Below are 25,231 nucleotides of genomic sequence, written 5' to 3'. Positions count from 1 at the left end.
CGCATGGTAGAAAAAGAAGAGTTTTCCATAATCAGTCGAGACGGCACACAGTTGGCCGGGTATGAATACCTCGTGGACACACCTAAAGCATTGATCTGCATGATCCATGGTCTGGGCGAACATGCTGGGAGGTATGAGCATGTAGCACAGTTCTTTTGTAATCAACAGGTTGCCTTTTATGTAATCGACATGCGCGGACATGGTGACTCGGAAGGGAAAAGAGGACATGCCGCTAGTCACGAAGCATTGCTAGAGGATGTAGAAGAACTCATGATGTATGCCCGGTCGGAGTTCAACGACCTACCGATGTTCTTGTACGGTCACAGTATGGGCGGTGGGGTAGTGGCCAACTACTGCCTACTGCGCAATACCGGCGAACTATCTGGTGCAATCCTATCATCGCCATGGCTCAGCCTAGTCGATACGCCCCCTGCTTGGAAAATCACTCTAGCAAATAAGGTCGCAAAAGTATGGCCTTCCTTTACTCAGTCCAATGAGCTAAGTCAACACATGCTCACCAATGACCCAGCGGTCAATGAAGCCTACATGCAAGACCCAAAGGTCTTTGGCAAAATCTCGGTAAAGCTATTTAGTGAGGCACAAACTCAAGGCCAATGGGCCATTGAAAATACCGATCGGCTAAAACTCCCTCTATTTGTGTTTCACGGAGAAGACGACCCTATTACCTCCCCAACGGCTTCTAAAGAGTTTTCTGAACAGCGCCCAGAACTCATCACTTACACCACCTACCCTGACACCAAGCACGAGTCTCACAATGACCTCAAAAAAGAAGAGGTCTTAGAAAATGTCATGCGCTGGATGGATGGAATGATGAGATAATTTTTCAAAATAGCGGTCTGTTATTTTAATAGATACGAAATTACAGCATTATTCGAATTGCCTTTTCTAAGTAAGTTTCACTTTAGCTTCTCATTATCCTTATACCTGGTCGCATCACGTTGGGTTTTCTTTTCTAGGTTCTTTTGGAATGCTTCGGTAAGGCTGATTCCCGTTTGGTTAGCAAGACAGATCAGTACCCATAGTACATCTGCCATTTCATCGCCTAGGTCTTTGCCTAAATCAGATTTTTTGAAAGACTGATCCCCATAGGTTCTAGCCATGATCCGCGCCAATTCACCTACCTCCTCGGTCAAGATTGTCATATTGGTGAGCTCACTAAAATAGCGAACGCCATAGGTTTTGATCCAGTCGTCTACCTTTGATTGAGCTTCTTCGATCGTCATTATTGTCTGTTTTTTGAGTCTATGATGATGGTGACAGGGCCGTCATTAACCAATGATACTTTCATGTCCGCACCGAACTCTCCCGTCTCTATTGGTTTTCCTAAATCTGTTTCTAATTGCGCTATCATTTGTTCATAGAGCGGTATGGCTATTTCTGGCTTAGCTGCTTTGATATAGGAGGGACGATTGCCCTTTTTGGTACTGGCATGAAGTGTAAACTGGCTAATCAGCAGTATGTTCCCATCTACCTCTAGAAGGCTTCTATTCATGACACCTGATTCGTCTTCGAATAGGCGCATATTGACTACTTTTCTACTGAGCCACTGTATATCCTCCGTAGTATCCTCATCGGCGATACCTACCAGCAACATCAATCCTACACCTATGCTACCTTTGAGATTGCCTTCAATACTTACAGATGCTTCAAGCGACTTCTGAACGACTACTATCAAATTGGTATTCTTTTTTCTGAGCGATTTTTTTCATCTCCAGCGGTTTATGAATATGAACCCCTGTTTCGCCACTGGTAGCGACATAGTACATCGCATCAGCGACTTGTGACCCCTTAATTGCCCAAAAACGCAGACGAGAACCTATGATGAAAAATGATAAAATGGAAGAGGCTAACTTGGCCATTTCTTCCCACAGCCTAAAGTGAGGTCGATAACCTAATAAAAGAGATGGCTGATAAATATGTAAAGTCTCTAGACCCAGCTCCTTGAGTGCTTCTTCGAGTTGACCTTTTACCGAATTGTAAAATAAGCCTGACTCTGCACTCGCACCGTACGAGGACACAAGGTTAAAAGTCTTGAATTGAGCATCAGATTGGGCGAGTTTAGCTAGCTCCATAGGATAGGTAAAGTCGACTCTGTAAAATGCCTCTTTAGTTTTTGCCTGATCCATCGTTGTACCAATACAGCAATAATAATCTTGCGCCGAGAACTGGCCTTTGAGGTTTTCGAGTTCATCGAAACTGACAAGATGCTCTTCGATTCGATTGTCCTTGACTTCTAGTGACCGCCTACCCAAAATGAGGATTTTTGAATAATAGTCCTTGCTGAGTAAAGTACTTAGCAGTTCTCTACCGACTAATCCAGTAGCTCCCACTATCAATGCTGTTTTACCTCCCATTTATGATTCTAGTTAGAATTGGACTAAAAAATTAGACACTTACCTATCAAGAAGCAAATAATTACACAAGTAATTGAAAAATAACAAGATGGCTGTTTCTAAAAACAAAAAACCCATAGACCAAGATCTATGGGTTTTCTTTAAATTCGTTGATATTGGATCACTTTTCGACGTGTTCAGCCAAGACCAATACCTTATTATTTAGGACTTCAACCACCCCCCCGTCGATCGCCATGTGCGTCTCTTCGGTTTTTTTGTTGTGAGTGATGACCATTTTCAAATCCCCTTTGCCAAGTGAGCTAACCATAGCGGCGTGATCATTCAAAACCTGAAAAGATCCTTTGCTACCAGGAAAGGTCGCATGATCTACTTCTCCTTCGAATATTTTTTCGTCTGGTGTAATGATCTCTAAAAACATATCCTTATGCGTTAGCTTCTGCCATGATTTTCTCACCTTTCGCTACAGCATCTTCGATACCTCCTACGAGGTTAAATGCTGCTTCTGGTAGATGATCATATTTACCTGCCATGATCTCATTGAATCCTTTGATGGTTTCTTTGATATCAACTAGCACGCCTTTCAGTCCTGTAAACTGCTCTGCTACATGGAAAGGCTGGGACAAGAAACGTTGTACTCTTCTTGCTCTGTGTACGACTTGCTTGTCTTCGTCAGACAATTCGTCCATACCGAGAATAGCAATGATATCTTGTAGTTCTTTGTATCTCTGTAAAATCTCGATTACGTTCTGAGCACAGTCATAGTGCTCATCACCTACGATCTCTCTAGAGAGAATTCTAGAGGTAGAATCTAGTGGATCCACCGCTGGGTAGATACCTAGCTCTGAGATTTTTCTAGAAAGTACTGTCGTAGCATCCAAGTGAGCAAATGTGGTCGCTGGCGCAGGGTCAGTCAAATCATCCGCAGGTACATAAACGGCCTGTACTGAAGTAATCGACCCGTTTTTGGTAGAGGTAATTCTCTCCTGCATGGCACCCATCTCAGTCGCGAGTGTAGGCTGGTAACCTACCGCTGATGGCATACGACCTAGAAGAGCCGATACCTCAGATCCCGCTTGAGTAAATCTAAAGATGTTATCTACGAAGAAAAGGATATCTTTTCCTTCACCGTCGCCTTCACCATCTCTAAAATATTCTGCAACTGTCAATCCAGAAAGTGCTACTCTAGCTCTTGCCCCTGGAGGCTCGTTCATCTGACCGAACACGAATGTTGCTTTAGATTCTTGTAATTTTTTCTTATCAACTTTGGATAGATCCCATCCGCCGCTTTCCATAGATTCTAGGAATTCGTCACCGTAAGTTACGATACCAGATTCGATCATCTCTCTGAGCAGGTCATTACCCTCACGAGTTCTTTCACCTACCCCAGCGAATACTGACAAACCACCGTGTCCTTTGGCGATGTTATTGATGAGCTCTTGGATCAAAACCGTTTTACCCACACCAGCACCACCGAATAGACCAATCTTACCTCCTTTGGCATACGGCTCGATCAAGTCGATTACTTTGATACCTGTAAATAGAATTTCAGTAGATGTCGATAGATCTTCAAAAGCAGGAGCTGCTCTATGAATAGGAAGCGACTTTTCTCCTTTGGGCTGCTCGATACCATCGATCGCTTCACCTACTACGTTGAATAGTCGTCCTTTGATATCTTCTCCGATAGGCATAGTGATAGGCGAACCAGTATCGATTACTTCCATACCTCTAGTCATCCCTTCGGTACCTTCCATCGCAATCGTTCTTACTCTATCTTCTCCTAAGTGCTGCTGGCACTCGAGGATTACTTTCTGACCGTTTTCTTTGGTCACGTAGAGCGCATCCAAAATATTTGGAATCTTAGACCCTTCAGCCTCGAAGCTTACGTCCACTACTGGGCCAATAACTTGTGTGATTTTACCACTATTTGCCATTTCTAGATATTTTATTCTATGAAAATTGTGTCCTATTTTTTCAGTGGGCGAAGTTAAGGTAAGTTTGACTAATCCCCAACTATCGTATTTGTTTTTGACTCGATCACGATCTGAGCGAGATTCTGAACGTGGTTCCTTTGCTATCAGAGTGTTTCACATAGATTTTTCCTTTATGGTAAATATCTATAATTCGTTTGACCAAAGTAAGACCTAGCCCCCAGCCACGCTTCTTCGTAGAATAGCCTGGTTGGAAGATTTTCTGAAACATCGATTTGGGAATCCCTTTGCCTGTATCTGATATATCGACTACCACGTGACCTTCGTTTGCTTTCAAGATTTTGATGTTAATCTCTCCATCACCGACCATGGCATCTACTGCGTTTTTGCACAGGTTCTCAATCACCCACTCAAAAAGAGGGATATTCAGATTGGCTTCCAACTCGTTGTTCGGAAAACAACTGATTGTGAAAATGACTTTGGACGAGAGCCTTCTTTTGAGATAAAGCACTGTTTCGTTGATGACATCATATACGTTGGCATTCTCTAGGAGTGGTTCTGATCCGATGTTTGAAAACCGGGAAGTAATCATATTAAGACGCTCGACATCTTTTTCGAGTTCCACAATAATCTCTTTGTCGGTCAGGTTTTCATCTGTTTTGAGGTATTCTACCCACGCCATGAGCGATGAGATCGGGGTGCCTAACTGGTGGGCGGTTTCTTTGGCCATCCCGACCCATACTCTGTTTTGCTCTGCCACTTTGGAGTAATTGAATATCAAAAAGGCGATCATTCCAAATATGCCTATGATGGATAGCTGAACCACAGGGTAATATTTGAGCTGCGCTAGGAGTGAGGAGTTTCGAAAATAGATAAACTGATAGCCTGTAATGCTGCCATCACCGCTGCGAAGCGTCACCAGTAAAGGCTCATGCTGAGACTCCATGATCTCTAACTCTTCTTTCAAAATACTATTGCGTTCCTTGACCGTCTGCGCTCTATCAGCACGTGGGATATTTCGCGAGTCGAGTGGTTTTCCTATCTCATCTGTAACGATGACGGGGATAGACTTATTGGACACAATGATCTCTTCGAAGACAAAATTGATTCCCGAATTACTTGGCTGGTTTGCGAGATATTCTAGGGTATTGGCATATAGGCTGATGGATTTTTCCTCTCGGTTCTTGAGCTGACTCACCAGCATATTGGTATAATATATCGAGACCAAACTAATGATGATCGATACGACCAATACGACCCATTTGAATTTGGATCTATTTCGGTACAATTCTAAAGAGGTATTTGATTTAGATAAAATCGCCATTCATTGCTGTTGTGTTGAGACAAATATAAGGGCAGTTTAATTTGAATATCTGATGATCTTCATAGTTTTGATTTTTTAACGCTATTCTGGACAGGCCATTCATGTATAAGCAAACCATCCTAGTTCTAATATTGTTCCTTGTGACGTCAAAAACACATGCACAGCGCGTGGCTCTCGTACTCAGTGGCGGTGGAGCCAAAGGCCTAGCGCATGCAGGGGTAATTCAGGCTTTGGAAGAAAATAACATTCCCATAGATTATGTCATCGGCACCTCTATGGGTAGTGTGGTCGGTGGTCACTATGTCGCAGGGTATAGTGCTAAGCAAATCTCCGAACTAGCCCAATCTCAGAAAATGCAAAACTGGATCGACGGGATAATGGAAAAGCAATACCAAGTCAACAATATCGACAAAGTGCCAGACCCCTCATGGCTCTCTCTCAAAATCGATTTGGATTCCATCGCTAGGCCTACGCTGGACATGAATATGGACAATGATTTTACACTCAATATTCATTTAGCAGAGCAGTTTGCTGAGGCATCACGAATAGCTGAAGGTAATTTTGACAGCCTATTTGTGCCTTTTCGATCAACTGCATCGAACATCTTTGAAGAAACCCCTGTCACGATAGACAGTGGCAATTTGTACGAAGCAGTCCGTGCTTCTATGTCCATACCATTCATCTACCGACCAGTCAGGATTGACGGTAAGCTGCTCCTAGATGGAGGAATCTATGACAATTTTCCCGTTGACATAGCCAAGTCTGCGTTCAAACCTGATGTCATCATAGGTGTCAATGTCGGGGACAAAGTAGCTGCCGAATATCCCTACGATACCGACGAAAGACAAATGGCCGAATCAGTTGTCTTCCTTTTGTTAAACAAAGCTGACCCGAGGGAACTTTCGGATAAAGACATCTTTCTTGATGTAGATGTCTCCGAATACGGTGCATTAGCGTTTGACATGGCCAAAGAAATCTACCAGCTCGGTTATGAAACCGCTCTAGCACAAATGAGTGAAATAAAAACCAAAATAGAGCGAAGAGTAGATCAAGATGAAATCACCCTGAAGCGAAAAGAGTTTAATTCCCGCAAACAAAAAATTACTTTTGATACCATCACTATAGATGGGTTCAACCCTAAAAAGAGCCAATACATTTCAAAAAGTTTTGACAAAACTCGACCACTCGATTTTGAAGCAATTCAAAAAGGGTATTTCAATTTGATTTCTGACGATTACTTTGCTAATCTTTTTCCTAGTTACACGCTCGGAGATAAAAATTCTTTTGAACTCCGAGGAAACAATGACCCAAAACTTCGGTCTAGAATCGGTGGTAGTATTACCACACGACACATTTCGTATTTCTTTCTAGAATTAAACTTGAAACGCCTTTCGGGCATCATGGAAGATTACTCGATACAGGCCTACCTAGGCCGGTTTTATACCTCACTTGCACTGCGTACTAACTTTAAACTGAGAGGTCAGCGACAGTGGTCTCTTCAAGCTGAATCTATACTAAACCAATGGGATTATCTAAGTGCATCTGACTATCTACTCAAAGGAAATCAGTTAGCTCCTCTCATACGCAATGACCTCAAAATAGGTATGCGCTTAAATACCGTTCTCAATAGAAATTTCAGCCTTAACTACAATGCAGCCTTTATCGCGAATACGGATAAGGTCCACAATGAGCAAAACCCATTGAGTGTTGATTTTGACAACTTTGATCTAGCCGGTATTCGTACTGGCCTTGGGCTCTATCACAACGGACTCAATGATCCCGAATTTCCAACACGAGGAAGCCAGTTGACCGTAAATCTAGATTATTTCTATGCACTAAGTACTTTACGATATGGTCAACAGCAGAGCACAGACCTAGAAGAAACCTTAGAGTGGTCACGCGTCAAAGTTCGAGGAGACAAATATTGGCAATTAACCAATCGCTTAAGTTGGGGAGCCAAAGCAGAAATGGTGCTATCCAACCAACCCACTATGGAGACAGCCCTAACCACATCTATCAACCTACCCGCTTTTTATCCACATCAGGTGAGTCGTACACTCTACCTAAGAAACTTCCGAGGCAGAAACTACCTAGCCATAGGAACCGTCGGCAGCTTATCTTTATACAAAAACCTAAGTTTTCGATTAGAGGGATATGCTTTCCAATCTTTTGATTATTTGGAGGATACACCAGAGCTCACCTTCCAAACGAACAGTTTCAACACTAAGTTTACCGCTTCGTCATCACTAGTTCTCAAAACAATCATTGGACCCGTTAGCTTTCAAGCCAACTATTACGAAGGAGAGATTGATAATTGGGGACTTCTGTTAAGAGTAGGATACTTGCTTTTCAACAAGCAATCCTTAGAATAAAAGATATTTTATCATAAATTCTAGATATTTGAGCCTAAACTAAACAATTGAATGAAAGTCCTACCACCTCAACTTATCACACTGTTGCTATTTATTGCAATATCTACTGCCAGTCTAGCGCAGCAAAATGAAAAGCTCATCCGTATCACTGGCACTGTGATCGACCCGAACTCCAATGAGCCTATCCAAGCCAGTGTATTCTACGAAAAACTACCATACTATGACGATATGGGTATTTCATCTACCAACCAGAGCAATGGTGTCTATGAGTTTAGTCTCATAGAAAATCAAAAATATATCATCACTGTCAAGGCAGATGGCTACAAACCTATCTCTGAAGAGTTCGAGGTAATAGACAAAGGTGTTGGCTTGATAGAAAAGAATTTCAAAATGCAACCAGACGCCATGCATGAAAAAATCAGTCTAGACAACCTCATCTTCTCTAGAGGCAAGGCAGACATCAGTGAAGAATCATATACTGAGCTAGATGATTTTGCGGACTGGTTAGAAAAACGACCCAATGCCGTCGTTCAACTAGAAGGGCATACCGACTTTCAGGGAAATGCTGAAGCCAATATGAGACTCTCCGAAGAGCGCGTTTTAGCAGTCAAAGAGTATTTGACAAAAAAAGGAATTAAGAAAAGCAGAATTAAAACAAAGGCATTCGGTGGCACGGAACCTTTGACACGAGAAAGAACGCCTGAAGCCCGCGCAAAAAACAGGCGAGTTGAGGTCAGAATTATTCAACAATAAAATATTTTGAATACCTTTGAATCCTTCCAGACTATGCTTCAATCACTCTTAACGGACTAACCTGAATGAAAATTTTTAGAATTCTCGTCATCACACTATTGCTGAGCTCGAACGTGTTTGCTCAAGAAACTGTACAATGGGCATCAGAAGTGATGTTTGTTACCTCTGAACTCACCGCTTTGCAATACGCTGCTAGTCAAGCATTGCACTCTCCTAATGTATATCCATCTGGAGGGGAAAGCCCAAATGCCTGGAGACCGGGCAAAACAGACAAGCAAGAATACATAGTTGTCAAATTTGATAAGCCTATCAGAGCACAACAAATTGCCATTGCTGAAACGGAAAACCCCGGTGCGGTCTCTAAAGTCTATGCCTATGACTCACTAGACAATGAATACCTACTTTTCGACCTCAACACTAGGCCTATACCGCTAAAAAGCCGGTTGCTAAATCTATTCTTCGAAAAAACACCCTATAGAATAGCCTATCTACGTGTAGATATCAACGGTGAAAGTGTCCCTGGGTATAACAGTATTGACGCAATCGGCCTTTCCTCATCTAATATTCCGATCAGCGTTCTCATAGAGTTGGCCAGCAATGTCAACAATAACCTGAGTACGACTCAGCTCGGTACCAATGTCAACTCTGAGTATTCGGAACTTGGCCCACTATTATCTCCAGATGGGAAGAAACTCTACTTTAGTAGAATGAGCCACCCTGATAACGTAGGGGGAACGGATGATTACTCAGATATATGGTATTCGGAGCTAGACGAAGAAACCCAAGAATGGCTACCTGCCAAAAATATCGGTAGTCCACTGAACACGCCAGGCCCAAACTACATCTGCTCCATCACCCAAATTGGTGATGAAATAATACTCTTGCTGGGCAACCGCTATGAAAAACGCGGCAGGATGGGCGAGGGTATTTCAATGTCCAAAAGCAATGGAAATGGCAAATGGGACAAACCTGTCAATGTAGACATTGAAAACCCGTACAACTATTCGGAGCAAGCTGATTTTTATATGAGTCAAGATACCGAGATGCTCATCATGTCATTAGAAAGAGACGACACCAATGGTGGCCGAGATTTATATGTCTCCTTCAAAACAGACGTAGAAAACACTTGGTCCGAACCCATGAACTTGGGCTCGGTGATCAATTCAGCTGATGTAGAACATGCCCCTTTTCTAGACAAGGATAATAAAACGCTCTATTTCAGTTCCAAAGGATTCAGGGGGTACGGTGAGTCCGATATTTTTGTGTCCAAAAGACTAGATGATTCTTGGACCAAATGGTCTAAACCAGAAAATATGGGTAGTGGTGTAAATGGGCCAATGGATGACACCTATTTTAACATTCCGTCCACAGGTAGCCATGCCTATTTTTCTAGAGGATCCTCTGACGAAAATACAGATGTATATCAGTTCAGAATCGACGAACTGTTCGTTGAACCGGTTCAAGACGAACCTGTCGAAGAGTTGATTGCTGACAACACTCCTGCAGAAGAAGCACTGGCCGCAGAAGAAGAACCCGTTGCAGCAGCTACACCAGCACCAGTAGTGGCTGCCGCAGCTGCACCTGTTGCTCCTATCACGGATGTAATTGTGACAATAAAAGGGCAAGTCTTCAATACTGATGGAAACAAAGCCATCAGCAGCAAAGTGATAGTAGAGAGACTACCTGACGGAGTAAAAGTTGGGGAAACCTATACTGACGAAAATGGCATTTTTGAATTCAAAGTAAGGTCTGGTGCTCGATATGGTTTTCTCGCAGATAAAGATGGTTTCTTAGCCAAAAGTGAAAATATCGATCTCAATGATATCACAGAAAATGAAACAATCATTCAAGATTTGACACTGAACCCTCTTCAGACTGGAGCAGCTGTTGTGCTAAACAATATCTTTTTTGATTTTGATCAAGATGAGCTAAAAACAGCTTCCTATTCGGAGCTCAACAGAGTCCTAGATCTGCTCAACAAAAATGTGATCAATAAAATCGAAATATCTGGACACACAGATTCGATAGGTGATGATGAGTATAATCAACAATTATCTAAACGAAGAGCAAATTCTGTTTATCAATATTTCAAATCACAAAATATAGACCCGAGCCGAATGATTACAGTGGGTTATGGTGAAACCAAACCAAAATCATCTAACGATTCTTTAGAAAATCGAAGAAAGAATCGACGAGTCGAGTTCAAGATTCTCGAGTAAATACATTAGAATTGGAGACCCAAATATGGGTCTCTTTTTTTATCCTAAATTTCATCATTTGACACTCGTTCAATTAGATTATATCATCTCACTGGACAACTACAGGCACTTCGCTATTGCAGCAGAAAAGTGTTTTGTGACCCAGCCTACACTCAGTATGCAAATCCAAAAACTGGAGGACTCGCTAGGTGTCATCATTTTTGACAGATCTAAACATCCTGTCCAGCCTACTGAAATTGGAAAAAAAATACTCGAACAAGCACGAGTCATCGTCAGTGAATCACAACGTATCCAAGAAATCATAGACGAAGAAAAGCATGACATCAAAGGAAATATACGAATCGGAGTTATTCCCACGCTAGCGCCATACCTAATCCCTTTGTTCATTTCTAGTTTTGTGGAGAAATATCCATTTATCAACCTACAAATATCCGAGCACATGACTGATGAGCTCACAGACCTTCTCAAAAAAGACCAGATTGATATTGCCATCATGGTCACCCCACTGGACAATGATGACCTCAAAGAAATTCCATTGTTCTATGAAGAGTTCTCGGTGTACGCATCGCATCATCACCCGCTTTACAAAGCTGAAAACATTAATGCTAGTGATTTGAATGCTGAAGGCCTTTGGATACTCAATGAAGGACATTGCTTTAGAAATCAAACATTAACGATATGTCGCGCTGATAAAGCAGAAAGGTTCAACAACCGAGTACTCTACGAAAGCGGTTCATTAGAAGCACTCAAAAAACTCGTAGACAAACGTGGAGGATATACTTTGATCCCTGAGCTGTTTACCTATGACCTCAACAAAGACGATAAAAGTAAGATTAGACATTTTTCTGAACCTGTACCTACGAGAGAGGTAGGCTTGGTCGTTAAAAAAAGCTTTGTCAAACACAAATTAATACACGCTCTCAAAGAAGAGATCAACAATACGCTACCTGCTACACTTCTCAGCAAGAAAAACATGAATGTAGTAAAATTGTGATAATAACGAAACTCGTAGGAATAGGGTGACTACTTCTTGTTCAGGTCGGACTTAAGGTTCTCGATCAAACCAGAAAACTCACCGAGGGTGGCATTTTTGAAATCTACAACAGTTGTTTTTAATTTATCCACATCAATACTAAACCTATCCGTTTCTTGAGACAGCCTTAACTGTGCACGACTGAAAATCTGTCTACAGTTGTCTGCCTTCTTCCCAAGAATAGAGGTTAACTCAGCATAATCAAAATTAAACAACTCCTTCAACACAAAAACCGCACGCTCAGCTGGTGCGAGTTTCTTAAAAACCTCAGAAAGAGCATGTGTCACCTCACACTTCAAATCCATGCTAGAAAAATCTGGGGTCATACTAAATGACGCCAATGATGGCTGTACAGTATCGAGAAATTCCTCCTTCTTTTGACGAATAGACTTTAAATAATTCAGGGATTTATTAGTCACAGTCCGTGTTAGGTACGATTTGACATCCTGAATCTTATTGGTATCAACTTTCAACCAGCTGAAAAAAGTATCCTGCACGAGATCTTCTGCTGTAGATCTACAGCCTACTAGATTGGTCGCAACTGCGATCAAAAAAGGACGATATGCATATACTTCTGCCTGTGACATTACAATTACAAAAGTAACTAAATAAATACAATGTTTAAAACAAGTAGGGTTATAGGCACATTTTGTAAAAATTAATTATTCATCATTTATTGAATTATTGGTTTATCTAGACAATAAATTGAATACTTTTGAATTTAAATATTAGTAAAGTAGACTATAGCGACAAAGTAGATTCCAAGCCAGAATTATTGAATATAGATTTTCTTCAATTTTGCATGTGATTTGTTTTGTTAAATTTTGTAGCTATTTTAGGAGTTCGAATAAAATTTGATAATTGTTATGAAGAAATTTATTCCTTTCTTGAACGCTTCGGCGTTTGCACTGGGATTAGGTTTTGCATTAAGCTCTTGTGGTGGAGGTGGCGGACATGCGACTAGTCAGAGCCCTGGTGCGTATAGTTCAGCTACTGGACTAGAGTACAACGAAGAAGGTGCATTTGAAGTCAGTGATTTTAGAGGGCAGCCCGAAGGGCCTAACTTACGATTCATTGAAGGCGGACGTGTCATTCTCGGATCTTTCGAAGAAGATATTATGCATACCAACAACAACCTAGAAAGAACAGTTACTGTTGCTTCATTCTATATGGATGAAACAGAAGTAGCCAACATTCACTGGTTAGAGTATCTGCATTTTGTCAGATTAGACTCTTCGGTTGCGTTCTATAAGTCAGCTTTGCCAGACACTACAGTTTGGTCTAGAGATTTGGCTTATAACGATCCTTATGTAGATCATTACTTAAGATACCCAGGCTTTAGATTCTTCCCAGTCGTGGGTGTGACTTGGAAACAAGCACAAGACTATTGTAACTGGAGATCGATCGTCGTGAATCAAAAACTGGCTGAAGATGCTGGCTACTATGAAGACTATGATGGAGGTGGAGCAGAAGCTGAAGCAGCATCGCCAAACCAAAGAATTCCACTTGAGACAGGCTTTGTATTGCCAAACTACCGACTACCGACAGAAGCGGAATGGGAGTATGCGGCACAAGCTTTGATCGGCACACAATGGCTGGATGAAAACCACACGCACAGAAGACTTTATCCATGGGATGGTCATGCACTAAGAAACCCTTACGGTAAGAAGATTGGTACTTTCATGGCCAACTTCAAAAGAGGTAGAGGTGATTATGCTGGTATCGCTGGTAAACTAAATGATGGTGCAATGATCACTACATATATCTACGATTACCCGCCTAATGATTTCGGTCTATACAACATGGCTGGAAACGTAAACGAATGGGTACAAGATGTATACAGACCATTGTCTTATCAAGATTTTGATGACCTAAACCCTGTCAGAAATGACGGATTCCTAGATGAAGAAGATGGCTATGATGCTGCAAACTTCAATTCTCTAATAAGTAACAGAGTTAGAGTATTTAAAGGAGGATCATGGGCAGATGTAGCTTACTGGATGTCTCCAGGAACAAGAAGATTCCTAGAAGAAGATTCGGCTACTTCTACAATCGGGTTTAGATGTGCAATGATACGGGCAGGTACTAACTACTAGTAGTCCTATAAAACGATACAGTGAAAGGTCAGCTTAACAGTTGACCTTTTTATTTGCCCGTAGCAAGACAAGCTATCGATAGTTTAGCTACTCCACCTACTAATAAAAGTTCACGTGAAACAGCACCAATCGTAGCACCAGTAGTGATCACATCATCCACTAACAAAATGTGCTTTCCTTCTATCATAGCTTTATCTATCACCTTATATTCTGACTGATCGCTATTCAGCCTATCCAAACGGCTCTTTTTCGCCTGTGACTTATACATTCTGATACGTTTAATCACTTCACTAGCTATAGGAATACCAAGCGTCTCCGAAAGGCCTCTTGCTATTTCCATCGATTGATTGTAACCACGTTTTCGAGACCGTGTGCGATGTAGTGGTACGGGAACTATATAATCGATCTGAGAAGCTTCTAGATCAGACTTAAGGTCTCTTGCCATCCATTTGCCTAATATCAAGCCAACCTTCTTGGAACCACCATACTTCAGCTGATGCAATAGCTTCTGTGCTGTTCCTTTCTTATTGTATTTGAGGTAAGCATGTGCCCTGCTTATGGTTATATATCCCGACAGAGCCGTTTCTAAAGGGTTAGGATTAATTAGATGATAATTAGTCAATGGCAAATCTATTCTACAATGTAAACACAAAAACTCTTCCCCCTCTACAAGCGGCCGGTTGCAATCCGCACAAGTGATAGGGAAGACTAATGATACAAATGCTCTCCAATATTTTGTAAAATCCATGTCTATTGATGCTTTCTTCAAGATAAAAATAGATTCCTGTATTGCTGTCAATTATATTTGAAAATAGAAATTTGATTTATGAAAAGAGATCTAGATTTAGATAGAAAGTGGCTCAAATTAAGGGAAGAACTCAAAATAGTAATTGGTAAAAAACCTTCTGATCTCAATGGTATTCTCTTTCTCATCGGCGTACAAGAATTAGGAAAAGGTCAACTTAATTTCTCCAAAGAAGAAAAGCAAGACCTCATACACCTAGGCATATGCAAAGTTCTTAGTTTGTCTGGATATTATAAACTGGAGGGCATTGATCAAGATGGTTGGCCTCACTGGAAAGCAGGAGAGAACCTACCTAACCTGAATCTAATGGAACAAGAAAAACTGTTGAAAATAAATACAATTGATTATTTCGAGCAAGAAATCGGGCTGACTTTTTAAATATGAAAGCTCCCTTAGCATATATCGTCATATTGCTCTCTCTCTGCTGCTGCAAACAACAAAGCACTCCACGTGAAACCAACATACTTGATTCACGTGAAACGCTCACGATAAATTTTAATACTAACCTGTTAAGCCTAGATTCCTCCAAACTAAATAGCCCTGCCGAAAAATTCGTCTATGATTTAGTATTTCATAAGCCAAAGTACACAATTAGTTCTACTAATGATGATATACTATACAGTCTAACTTCGATAGATAGTTTAGCCATAAAAAACATAAATATCCGGTTTTTGAAAAATGAAGAAGCCATTTTAGGCGAATTTGTCGAAGGAAACCTTGATTTGTTCATGACTGATTTTTCTAGCAGAAATAGCCCTAAAATGCATGTATTCGTACAAAATGTACGAAAAAACCCATACAGTAAGTACAATTTAACGCCATCTAACGTCGGATCTGTGGCATATTACGAGTTTTATAATTTTGAGTCACGTATGAGCCTTAGAAATAGCCTTAAAATAGTGGACAGTTTGGCATACATCAGACATTTTGACTCGACTCATGAGGAACGTGATACAACACTAATCGAATTTTCCATTTCTTACTTTTTTGATGAAACAAAAGTTTCAAATCATGACACCTTGAAAAATGAATACCATCAGGTAGTTCAGGTAGAAAATATAGATGATGTATTGTCAAAACCACACATCATATACCGAAAACAAATTGTTCCATTTCTTAGTAATGATTTTGAACAACTAACGAATCGTTTGCAAGCACAGCAAAATCCTATTAGCGATACACTTCTCATCAAACAAATTAACCCTGAGTATTACATAACTAAAACTCGAATAAAGGGTTTAAAAGACTATAGTAAGTTATCGGATCAAATGATGCACATCTACTTCGACACCATACAACGCTATTGAATAAGCACACGCAACATACCGACCCTAAGTTATCGAGTAACCTACTCGCCTACAAACGCAAGCTATTTCTTAATCATCTGATAAGAAAAACACTAATTTTGGTAGGTATATCACTATCTATATACCTGTTTATCAATAGTTTAGAGTACACTTTTAGATTTGATGGTCTAGGGAGAACTTCACTATTCTTTGTACTGATTCTTAGCCTATTGGTGCTGTTGTATTTCTTTTTTATACTCCCGTTGTTACAATTTATTAATCCCAATAAATATCTGAGTAATGAACTCGCAGCTAAACAACTCGGTACACTATTTCCAGAATTGGGGGATAAAATACTTAATACACTTCAGTTACAACAAAATCAAGGAGACAACGCACTGATAAATGCGAGCCTAATACAACGGACACAAGAAATATCACCCTTTTCATTTGACACCAGTATTGACCTCAAACAGAACAGCAAGCATCTCAAATACTTTTTAATTCCATCCATCATTATTGTTGCGCTGTTGCTTCTTATCCCTAGTTTCTTAACAGAGAGTACAACTCGTATTGTTAATTATGACAAAGAATACAATCGGTCTTTGTTTCAAATCGAAGTGATTAGTGAGCTCATAGCATTTAGAAATGAGACATACAATTTACAACTAAATGTAATGGGAGAGGCCATACCCGATCATGCCTTTATACATAGTCAAGGGCAGCAAATCAAAATAGCGACAGACCAACATACACTCAACTATCAATTTGCTAAAGCACAAAACGATTTTAGTTTTTATATCACAGCTGGTAATTATCATAGTAGCACCTACCAAGTAAAAGTCATCTCAAGACCAGAAATCAAGCATTTAACCATTGATTTGGATTATCCTAACTATACTGGACTAGCGAATGTCACAGTGATTAACAACGGTAACTTGACCGTACCTGAAGGAACTCATGGCTCCTGGAATATAAACTCCGTGAGCGCTGAAAAAGTAGAATTTCTATCCTCACAGGATACGACAAACTTTAGCTCTAAAACACCGAACCAATTCAACCTATCAAGGTCTATTCACAAAGAAGGTGATTATCAAATACGATTGACAAATACCCACAGTCAAAATAAAGAACCCATTGTATATCACATAGATATCATAGAGGATCAATATCCATCATTAAAACTGATAACCGTAACAGACACTACTTTGTATCAATATTTGATCTTAGACGGTCAAATCGCTGACGATTATGGTTTTCACAAGATGCAAGTCACTTATGAATGGAACGGAAACAAAACCCGAGAAAAAATATCCATTAACCCATCCGTCACCAATCAAAAAATCTATCATCAAATCAATATCGATTCTCTTCATCTAAATCAAGGAGATGAATTGGCCTACTATGTGAGTATATGGGACAATGATGAAATTCATGGGTTCAAAGCCACTAGATCATCTACTTTCACCTTTAAAATTCCTGAAAAATCAGAAATCAATGCTGATATAGAGAAAACTGCAGCACAGGCCAAAGGAGACATGAATAAGGCACTGGATAAAGCACAGGACATTAGAAAGCAAATAGATGATATACAGGAAGGTATCAAGAAGAAAAACAACAACTGGCAAGAGAAGAAAAAACTAAACTCACTGATCAAAGACAAAGAGTCTTTAGAAAAAGAAATGCAGCAATTGGCTGAAAAACACAAAGAGCTCACTAATAAGCAAAACAAATTTCATCAGCCTAATCCTGAACTACAGAAAAAAGCGGCTCAGCTACAAAAAATCATGGAAGACGTTCTCGATGAAGAGACGAAAAAACTCTATGACGAACTTAAAAAGCTGTTGCAAGAACAAGAAACAGATAAGAACCTTGATGAGCTAATGGAACAAGTAGCACATAAAGAGCAAAACTTGGAAGATGAAATAGAACGTGCGTTGGAAATGTTCAAACGAATGCAGTTCGAATTCAAAATGGATGAAGTAATTCAAGACCTCAACGAACTAGAAAAAGAACAATCTAAACTAGCTAAAGAAAACCTAAACAAGGAAAAGAACTTAGACCAAGTAAAAGAAGAACAATCAGCGCTTGACAAAGAATTTGAACAAATCAAAGAGGAGATGAAAGCCATGGAGGAGCTCAACGAAGAACTAAAACAACCAGAAAACTTAGAGAATCTCTCGCAACAACAAGAATCCATAGATCAGTCGCAAAAAGAAGCACAAGAAGAACTAGACAAAAACAACCGCAAACAATCTAGTGGCAAGCAACAAGATGCTGCAGAACAGATGAAAGAACTCCGTGATAAGATGCTAGGTATGCAAGCCAACATGGAGATGAAAATGATACAAGAGAACATCGACAACCTACGCAACATCCTAGACAACCTAATTACGCTCTCCTTCGACCAAGAAAGAGTCATGGACGATTTTAGAGAAGTTGACCAAAGTGACCCTCGCTTTGTTAGCCTCTCTCAAGAACAACTAAAACTACGTGATGATGCTGTGATCATCGAAGACAGTCTCAAATCACTGGCCAGTCGCGTGTTTCAGATACAAAGTTTTGTCACCCGAGAGCTTAATGAAATGAACAAAAACATTGAATCCAGTCTACAAGGACTCAAGGATCGTAAAAAACCACAAGCACTTTCTAGCCAACAGTACACCATGACTGCTATTAATAACCTGTCTCTACTACTGACAGATGTACTCCAGCAGATGCAGGATCAAATGGCTCAGTCCATGGGCATGCCACAGAAAGGTCAGAAAGGAAAAAAGAAGAACACTCCAGATATGTCTCAGCTACAAGGAGAACTTAACAAAAAGATAGAACAATTAAAAAAGAGTGGGAAATCTGGTCGTCAGTTATCCCAAGAACTAGCAGAACTCGCTGCTGAACAAGAAATGCTCCGTCAACAACTACAGCAAATGCAAAACGGACTCAACCAAGGGGAGGAGGGTCTATCTGACAACTTGGAAGAGATCATCAAAAAAATGGAACAAACGGAAACAGATCTCGTCAACAAGAACATCAAACAAGAGACAATCCGTAGACAACAAGATATACTTACTCGCATGTTACAGTCCGAAGATGCACTGAGAGAAAGAGAACTCGATCAAAAGCGGGAAGCAGAATCCGCAAAAGAGCAAGATCAACTGTCTCAAAAGAAATTCGAAGAGTATATTAAAGCGAAAGAATCAGAACTAGAACTATTACAGACCTTACCACCTAAGATGAACCCTTACTATAAGGAAGAAGTAAATAAATATTTCCAAAGCTTGAATCAACAATAATATATTTGTGAACGATAAACACAACACACTATGGATGCCATAAAAATTCAAATCCCTTCTCTATCCGAAAACATTCGCATAATCGAAAGTTTCATAGACAATGCCAAAGAGAAATTTCAGTTTGATGATGACATCTATGGTAACATTATGATCGCCGTGACCGAGTCTGTCAACAACGCAATAGTCCATGGCAATCAATCCGACAAGGACAAAAACGTAGACCTATCCCTAACACTCGAAGAAAGTCTCATACGCTTCACCATACAAGATGAGGGTAAAGGCTTCAACTACGACAGTCTACCCGATCCTACAGCTCCTGAGAACATAGAAAAGCCCGGTGGTCGCGGCATCTTCCTGATGAAGAATCTTTGTGATGAAGTCAAATTCGAAGATGATGGCAGACGTGTCGAACTTAGCTTTTATCTCGCCTGATGAGTGAAATACAATTCTTCTACGAGAACATAGACTTTGAACTCGCAAACGTTCAAAACATTGAGCAATGGATTACTCATACCATAACAGCCGAAGGGTATAGTTTGGAAGGTATCAATTACATCTTTTGCTCTGATGAATATCTACTTCAAGTCAATATCGACTACCTCAATCACGACTACTACACAGACATCATTACATTTGACAACTCAGAAGAAGAGGGTAAAATAGAGGCCGATATATTCGTGAGCATAGACAGGTGTCGCGACAATGCCCAGATGCAGGACATCCCTTTCGTAGACGAACTGAGGCGAGTCATTATTCATGGCATCCTTCATTTGGTAGGGTACAAAGACAAAAGCGATGAAGACAAAAGCCTCATGAGACAAAAAGAGAATGCTTACTTATCTTTGCCGCAATTTCAATAACTAAGAAATAGAATGCTCCACGTGGAACACTTTACAAACCCTTAGGGTTACAGATGTAACGTTCCACGTGGAACACAATATAGAATACTATGTTTCCAGAATACGACGTAATAGTAGTAGGTGCAGGTCATGCAGGTTGTGAAGCAGCAGCAGCGGCAGCCAATATGGGTTCGAAAGTCATGCTCATCACGATGAACATGAATACCATAGCACAGATGTCATGCAACCCAGCAATGGGCGGAGTTGCCAAAGGTCAGATTGTTCGTGAAATTGATGCATTGGGTGGCTACTCTGGTATCATCTCAGATAAATCAATGATACAATTCCGCATGCTCAACAAATCCAAAGGACCAGCTATGTGGAGTCCACGTACTCAAAACGATCGAATGAGATTCGCAGAAGAATGGAGACTCGCACTAGAACGTACACCCAACGTAGACTTCTGGCAAGAAATGGTTACAGGGTTGCTTGTCAAGGATAACAGAATCCAAGGCGTCAGGACTTCCATGGGGATAGAAATCAAAGGAAAATCAGTCGTGCTTACCAATGGGACATTCCTCAATGGTATCATACACATAGGAGAAAAACGCTTCGGTGGTGGAAGAACAGGGGAGAAGGCTGCAACAGGAATTACTGAACAACTCATAGAACTAGGGTTCGAATCAGGTAGAATGAAAACAGGAACTCCACCACGCGTAGATGGTAGATCACTTAACTGGAAAGTCATGGAAGAACAACCCGGTGATGAAGTACCTGGTAAATTCTCCTACTCAGATACTAAACCGCTCAAAGAACAACGACCCTGTCACATCACTTATACCAATAGTGAGGTACATGAAATCCTCAAGACAGGCTTTGAACAATCACCTATGTTCACTGGTAGAATCAAAGGACTGGGACCAAGATACTGTCCATCCATAGAGGATAAAATTAACCGGTTTGCTGACAGAGAACGTCATCAAATATTCGTAGAACCAGAAGGATGGGATACGGTAGAAATATATGTTAATGGATTCTCCACCAGTTTACCTGAGGATGTACAGTACAAAGCCATCACCAAAATACCAGGGTTCGAAACGGTAAAGATGTTCAGACCCGGCTATGCCATCGAGTATGATTACTTCCCACCTACACAATTAGACGCTACACTGGAGACTAGACTAATATCAGGACTATACTTCGCTGGGCAGATCAATGGTACCACTGGCTATGAAGAAGCAGCTAGTCAAGGATTAATGGCAGGAATCAATGCGCATAATAAGATTCACGAAAAAGACCCTTTCATACTTAATCGATCAGATGCCTATATCGGGGTACTCATTGATGACCTAATTAACAAAGGCACAAATGAACCTTATCGAATGTTTACCTCCAGAGCAGAGTTTAGAATTCTGCTCAGACAAGACAATGCTGATGTAAGGCTCACCCCTTTAGGACATCAGCTCGGTTTAGCATCACAGGATAGATTAGATAAAGTGCATGAAAAGCTATCGCAAACAGAAACTCTTATCAAAGACTTGCAAAATCTAAAGGTCAAACCTGAAGAAGTAAATGGTCTACTCGAAGAAAAGAAATCTGCTAAGATCAAAGAGAAAGCGCCCCTGATCAATTTCATACGAAGACCAGAAATGGAAATCGAAGATCTCATTGATCTCAGTGATGAGTTGAAAGATAAAACCAAAGGTCTATCATCAGAAATACTCCAACAAGCATCCATCCTGATCAAGTATGAAACTTATATAGAGAAAGAAAAAAGTCTCGCTGATAGAATGGGAGATCTGGATAACAAAAAGATTCCCGCAGGTTTCAACTACAAAGAAATACCTGCCCTCTCAGCAGAAGCCAAAGAAAAACTATCAAACATACAACCCGCCAACCTAGGCCAAGCATCACGCATCAGTGGAGTCAATCCCGCAGATATATCCGTGCTCATGGTCTACATGGCTAGATAACTATGTACGAAAAAATTGATTCATGTCCGTCATGTAACTATCAGGAATTTACCAACCACATCATCTGTGACGACCACTCATTGACACACGAGAGTTTCGCCATCATGAAGTGTAAAAACTGTGAACTTTTAATAACAAGTCCACGACCTAGCAAGGGAGCAATTGGCAAATACTACCAGTTTGAAGATTATATATCACACACCAACAAAGCAACCAACCCTATAAACTGGATTTATAAACTAGTTCGTAACCATACCATCAAGACAAAGTTCAAACTAATACAAAGCCTATCTGATAAGGAAACAATACTGGACTATGGATGCGGTACCGCCCAACTGCTCAAATATATCAAAGAGCAGGGCTGGAAAGTAACAGGAATAGAACCGGATCAGAATGCCAGAACTATAGCACAGAAGAATATAGGAGATACAGTATTCGAAAATATCGATAAACTACCTGCTAAAAAATATGGTATCATCTCACTATGGCATGTATTAGAACACGTACATGACATCAATGAAACACTGCAAGCACTCAAACAACATCTATCCAAAAAGAGCCGTTTAATTGTGGCAGTACCAAACTCCGCATCTTATGATCAACGCTTCTATAAGAAGCACTGGGCAGCTTACGATGTACCAAGACATCTCTATCATTTCAATCAAGAGACGATAACGGCACTGATGAAATATAACGGCTATAAGCTCGAAGCAACCCATCCTATGAAATTCGATTCTTTCTATGTGAGCCTTCTGAGTGAAAAGTACAAAACAGGTCAATCAAATTATTTTAAAGCTTTTTGTATCGGATTGTTATCAAACCGATGGGCCAAAAAGAATAACCACAACTACTCCAGTATTATTTACATATTCAAAAAAGTATGAAACATATATTTCCCTTCGTCATTATCCTCATCGCCATATTCGTATATGCCTGTGCTAATCAAGGTACGCCTTCAGGAGGACCTAGGGATACCATACCACCGCTACTTCTAGAAAGTAATCCCACAGACAAGACAATCAATTTCGATGGAAAAGAATTCTCCTTTGAATTCAACGAAAGAATCAATGCGGATAAACTGAAACAAAAATTAATCATCACACCATTCACTGAGAATCCCTACAAATTCAAAGTGAAAAAGAACGACTTATATATTGAATTCGAAGAAAAATTCGAAGACAGTACTACTTATACTTTCAATTTCGCAGATGGGGTAGTGGATGTAACAGAAAAAAATCCCGTAGAAAACTTTAGCATAGCATTCTCAACTGGTCCATTCTTGGATTCTATTAGTATTTCAGGTCACATCACCAACCTGTACACCAATAAGAACATAGACAAAGCCACCATTGCTGTTTACTCAATCAAAGACACGCTGGACATACTAACAGGAAAGCCTCGTTACTTTGCACAAACAGACACTTCAGGAACCTACCGAATCGAAAACATCAAAAATGGCTATTATAAAATTTACGCATTCGAAGATGCCAACAACAATCTCAAATGCGAACCAGATGAAGAGTCACATGGATTTATACAAGATTCTGTAAACCTCAATACGAGCCAGGAGAATTTAGATATCAAAATACAGCTACTCAACATTACTCCCCTCAAAATGGTCAGATCCAAAAAAACAGGCCAGTATTTCGATGTACTCTACAACAAATACATTGAGAATTATAAAATCAAAAAAGCCGATTCTACTAACCAATTAGATATTCCAATCAATAACATAATAAAAGGCAGAACGACACTACGCTTCTACTACGACTCTCTCTATACCTATGATACAGATAGTTTGCAGCTCATCATATCTGCACAGGATACAGTGTACAATCAGATTCAAGACACAGTCTATATACAGTTCTCCGAGAGCAAAAGAAAGCCTGAAAAACTAAACAGCAGTCTATTACCAACAGACAAATCCAATATTGATCCAACATTCAATATGACTTTTAGCTTCACTAAACCTATCACTCAATTCACAATAGATAGTATGACGTATCAATATGATACACTGTATAAATATACATTCGTAGATAGTGTTGCCACATGGAATGAAAACAGAACAGAACTGACCCTAATCAACACGCTAGACAAATACTTCCTACAGCAGCAAGTAGATAGTCTCAGAAACACACTCATTGATACGACACAGCTCGTATCAGACAGCATCGCATTAGACTCTATCACACAGTTCAAAGTCAACTATCTGAATAAGATAAAGACCGAGCAAGTCTACATGAATTTTCCACATGGAACATTCATCACCATAGATCAAGATACCGTCGAACAATTTACCAGATTCTATTCCTTCAAAGATTCAGAAAACTTCGGAAAAGTATCTGGACAAGTCACAACACAAGTGCCACAATACATACTGCAACTAGTCAATGACAAATACAAGGTTATTTCTGAACTACAGAATGCCAAGACTTTCACATTTAGCTACATAAAACCAGGCAAGTACACCTTTCGCATTCTGATAGATGACAATCAGGATGGAGCATGGGAACACGGCAGTATGTTGCAAAATCAACAGGAAGAATCCATTTATTTCTATCCTGAACTATTCGATATACGTGCCAACTGGGAGATTGAAAATATAGAGATCACCTTCTAAAACCTGTGGATAACTCGTGAAACCAGATGATAAAACCTGTGTACAAAAACCAATTAATCTTTCACACTTATGACAGGGTAACAATCCACATGAAACATTGAAAGTTCACTTGATCATATCCACAAAAGTCATCAAACGATCAACATCAGAATAAAGTAATCAACAAACTAACCAAAACTGTGGAAAACGTTATGAAAGACTAAACCTCAATGACTTACGATGTAGATAACATGTCGCTTAACAATGAATATTAAACCAACAATAAACAACACATTCCAAAACGAGCACTTATCCACATATCCACGGAGGTAA

Annotated in this window: 22 protein-coding genes; 14 read left to right on the top strand and 8 right to left on the bottom strand. The window is 40.2% G+C overall.

Annotated elements, in window-relative coordinates; genetic code table 11:
- Positions 1–3: 3 nt before the first annotated feature.
- Positions 4–840, top strand: a complete 837-nt coding sequence (locus BGP76_RS14320) for an alpha/beta hydrolase (protein ID WP_119845196.1) — start codon at positions 4–6, stop codon at positions 838–840.
- A 77-nt stretch (positions 841–917) separates the two neighbouring features.
- Here the strand turns inward: BGP76_RS14320 and BGP76_RS14315 are convergent, their stop codons facing one another.
- From BGP76_RS14315 to BGP76_RS14290, 6 genes are all read right to left on the bottom strand, one after another.
- Positions 918–1,244, bottom strand: coding sequence for a nucleotide pyrophosphohydrolase (locus BGP76_RS14315; protein ID WP_119845195.1), 327 nt, complete (start codon positions 1,242–1,244; stop codon positions 918–920).
- A complete protein-coding gene (gene dtd, locus BGP76_RS14310) occupies positions 1,244–1,696 on the bottom strand; it encodes a D-aminoacyl-tRNA deacylase (protein ID WP_119845194.1) in 453 nt (150 codons plus the stop codon). The genes BGP76_RS14315 and dtd overlap by 1 nt, the downstream gene beginning before the upstream one ends.
- Positions 1,668–2,375 carry an NAD-dependent epimerase/dehydratase family protein gene (locus BGP76_RS14305; RefSeq protein ID WP_073121623.1) on the bottom strand — a complete coding sequence of 236 codons (708 nt, stop codon included), beginning with the start codon at positions 2,373–2,375 and terminating at the stop codon, positions 1,668–1,670. Before BGP76_RS14305 ends, dtd begins: the two co-directional genes overlap by 29 nt.
- Before the next feature lie 160 nt (positions 2,376–2,535).
- A complete protein-coding gene (gene atpC / locus BGP76_RS14300) occupies positions 2,536–2,793 on the bottom strand; it encodes an ATP synthase F1 subunit epsilon (RefSeq protein WP_073121625.1) in 258 nt (85 codons plus the stop codon).
- A gap of 4 nt (positions 2,794–2,797) precedes the next feature.
- A complete protein-coding gene (gene atpD / locus BGP76_RS14295; protein WP_073121627.1) occupies positions 2,798–4,306 on the bottom strand; it encodes a F0F1 ATP synthase subunit beta in 1,509 nt (502 codons plus the stop codon).
- Between the two features lie 103 nt (positions 4,307–4,409).
- A complete protein-coding gene (locus BGP76_RS14290; RefSeq protein WP_073121629.1) occupies positions 4,410–5,627 on the bottom strand; it encodes a PAS domain-containing sensor histidine kinase in 1,218 nt (405 codons plus the stop codon).
- Positions 5,628–5,767: 140 nt separating this feature from the next.
- On the opposite strand from BGP76_RS14290, the gene BGP76_RS14285 reads away from it, so the two are divergent.
- The 4 genes from BGP76_RS14285 (at position 5,768) to BGP76_RS14270 (ending at position 11,965) form a co-directional block, all read left to right on the top strand.
- The gene (locus BGP76_RS14285; protein ID WP_158584283.1) at positions 5,768–7,999 is read left to right on the top strand and encodes a patatin-like phospholipase family protein; all 2,232 of its coding nucleotides are present in this window, start codon (positions 5,768–5,770) and stop codon (positions 7,997–7,999) included.
- Between the two features lie 51 nt (positions 8,000–8,050).
- On the top strand, positions 8,051–8,752 hold the full coding sequence (locus tag BGP76_RS14280; protein WP_119845192.1) for an OmpA family protein: 702 nt from the start codon (positions 8,051–8,053) through the stop codon (positions 8,750–8,752).
- Positions 8,753–8,817: 65 nt separating this feature from the next.
- Positions 8,818–10,971, top strand: a complete 2,154-nt coding sequence (locus BGP76_RS14275) for an OmpA family protein (protein ID WP_119845191.1) — start codon at positions 8,818–8,820, stop codon at positions 10,969–10,971.
- A 58-nt stretch (positions 10,972–11,029) separates the two neighbouring features.
- Positions 11,030–11,965: a hydrogen peroxide-inducible genes activator gene (locus BGP76_RS14270; RefSeq protein ID WP_073121820.1), complete on the top strand. Its 936-nt coding sequence runs from the start codon at positions 11,030–11,032 to the stop codon at positions 11,963–11,965.
- Between the two features lie 29 nt (positions 11,966–11,994).
- Here the strand turns inward: BGP76_RS14270 and BGP76_RS14265 are convergent, their stop codons facing one another.
- Positions 11,995–12,591 (bottom strand): sigma-70 family RNA polymerase sigma factor, encoded by a 597-nt coding sequence (locus BGP76_RS14265; protein ID WP_119845190.1) that lies wholly within the window; start codon positions 12,589–12,591, stop codon positions 11,995–11,997.
- Between the two features lie 279 nt (positions 12,592–12,870).
- Here BGP76_RS14265 and gldJ point away from each other — a divergent pair, with 279 nt between their 5' ends.
- On the top strand, positions 12,871–14,100 hold the full coding sequence (gene gldJ / locus BGP76_RS14260) for a gliding motility lipoprotein GldJ (RefSeq protein WP_084190457.1): 1,230 nt from the start codon (positions 12,871–12,873) through the stop codon (positions 14,098–14,100).
- Positions 14,101–14,149: 49 nt separating this feature from the next.
- Here the strand turns inward: gldJ and BGP76_RS14255 are convergent, their stop codons facing one another.
- A complete protein-coding gene (locus BGP76_RS14255; RefSeq protein WP_119845189.1) occupies positions 14,150–14,899 on the bottom strand; it encodes a ComF family protein in 750 nt (249 codons plus the stop codon).
- A 27-nt stretch (positions 14,900–14,926) separates the two neighbouring features.
- Here BGP76_RS14255 and BGP76_RS14250 point away from each other — a divergent pair, with 27 nt between their 5' ends.
- The 8 genes from BGP76_RS14250 to BGP76_RS14215 all read left to right on the top strand — a co-directional run bounded on the left by BGP76_RS14250 (position 14,927) and on the right by BGP76_RS14215 (position 24,919).
- Positions 14,927–15,283, top strand: coding sequence for a hypothetical protein (locus BGP76_RS14250; protein WP_119845188.1), 357 nt, complete (start codon positions 14,927–14,929; stop codon positions 15,281–15,283).
- Between the two features lie 293 nt (positions 15,284–15,576).
- Entirely contained in the window at positions 15,577–16,212 is a 636-nt protein-coding gene (locus BGP76_RS14245) for a hypothetical protein (RefSeq protein WP_147407479.1), read from the top strand.
- On the top strand, positions 16,209–19,484 hold the full coding sequence (locus BGP76_RS14240; protein ID WP_119845186.1) for a DUF4175 family protein: 3,276 nt from the start codon (positions 16,209–16,211) through the stop codon (positions 19,482–19,484). Before BGP76_RS14245 ends, BGP76_RS14240 begins: the two co-directional genes overlap by 4 nt.
- A gap of 30 nt (positions 19,485–19,514) precedes the next feature.
- Positions 19,515–19,916 (top strand): ATP-binding protein, encoded by a 402-nt coding sequence (locus BGP76_RS14235; RefSeq protein ID WP_073121643.1) that lies wholly within the window; start codon positions 19,515–19,517, stop codon positions 19,914–19,916.
- On the top strand, positions 19,916–20,344 hold the full coding sequence (ybeY, locus tag BGP76_RS14230; RefSeq protein WP_119845185.1) for an rRNA maturation RNase YbeY: 429 nt from the start codon (positions 19,916–19,918) through the stop codon (positions 20,342–20,344). The genes BGP76_RS14235 and ybeY overlap by 1 nt, the downstream gene beginning before the upstream one ends.
- A gap of 89 nt (positions 20,345–20,433) precedes the next feature.
- Complete coding sequence (gene mnmG, locus BGP76_RS14225) at positions 20,434–22,296, top strand: tRNA uridine-5-carboxymethylaminomethyl(34) synthesis enzyme MnmG (protein WP_119845184.1); 1,863 nt, start codon at positions 20,434–20,436, stop codon at positions 22,294–22,296.
- 2 nt (positions 22,297–22,298) lie between these two features.
- Positions 22,299–23,180 (top strand): class I SAM-dependent methyltransferase, encoded by an 882-nt coding sequence (locus BGP76_RS14220; protein ID WP_119845183.1) that lies wholly within the window; start codon positions 22,299–22,301, stop codon positions 23,178–23,180.
- Positions 23,177–24,919, top strand: a complete 1,743-nt coding sequence (locus BGP76_RS14215) for an Ig-like domain-containing protein (RefSeq protein ID WP_119845182.1) — start codon at positions 23,177–23,179, stop codon at positions 24,917–24,919. The genes BGP76_RS14220 and BGP76_RS14215 overlap by 4 nt, the downstream gene beginning before the upstream one ends.
- Positions 24,920–25,231 lie beyond the last annotated feature (312 nt).

The organism is Reichenbachiella sp. MSK19-1 (assembly GCF_003590315.1).
Classification (GTDB): Bacteria; Bacteroidota; Bacteroidia; order Cytophagales; family Cyclobacteriaceae; genus Reichenbachiella; species Reichenbachiella agariperforans.
The sequence above is the reverse complement of the archived record's forward strand: the minus strand, read 5'-3'. Positions and strand labels throughout refer to the sequence as shown.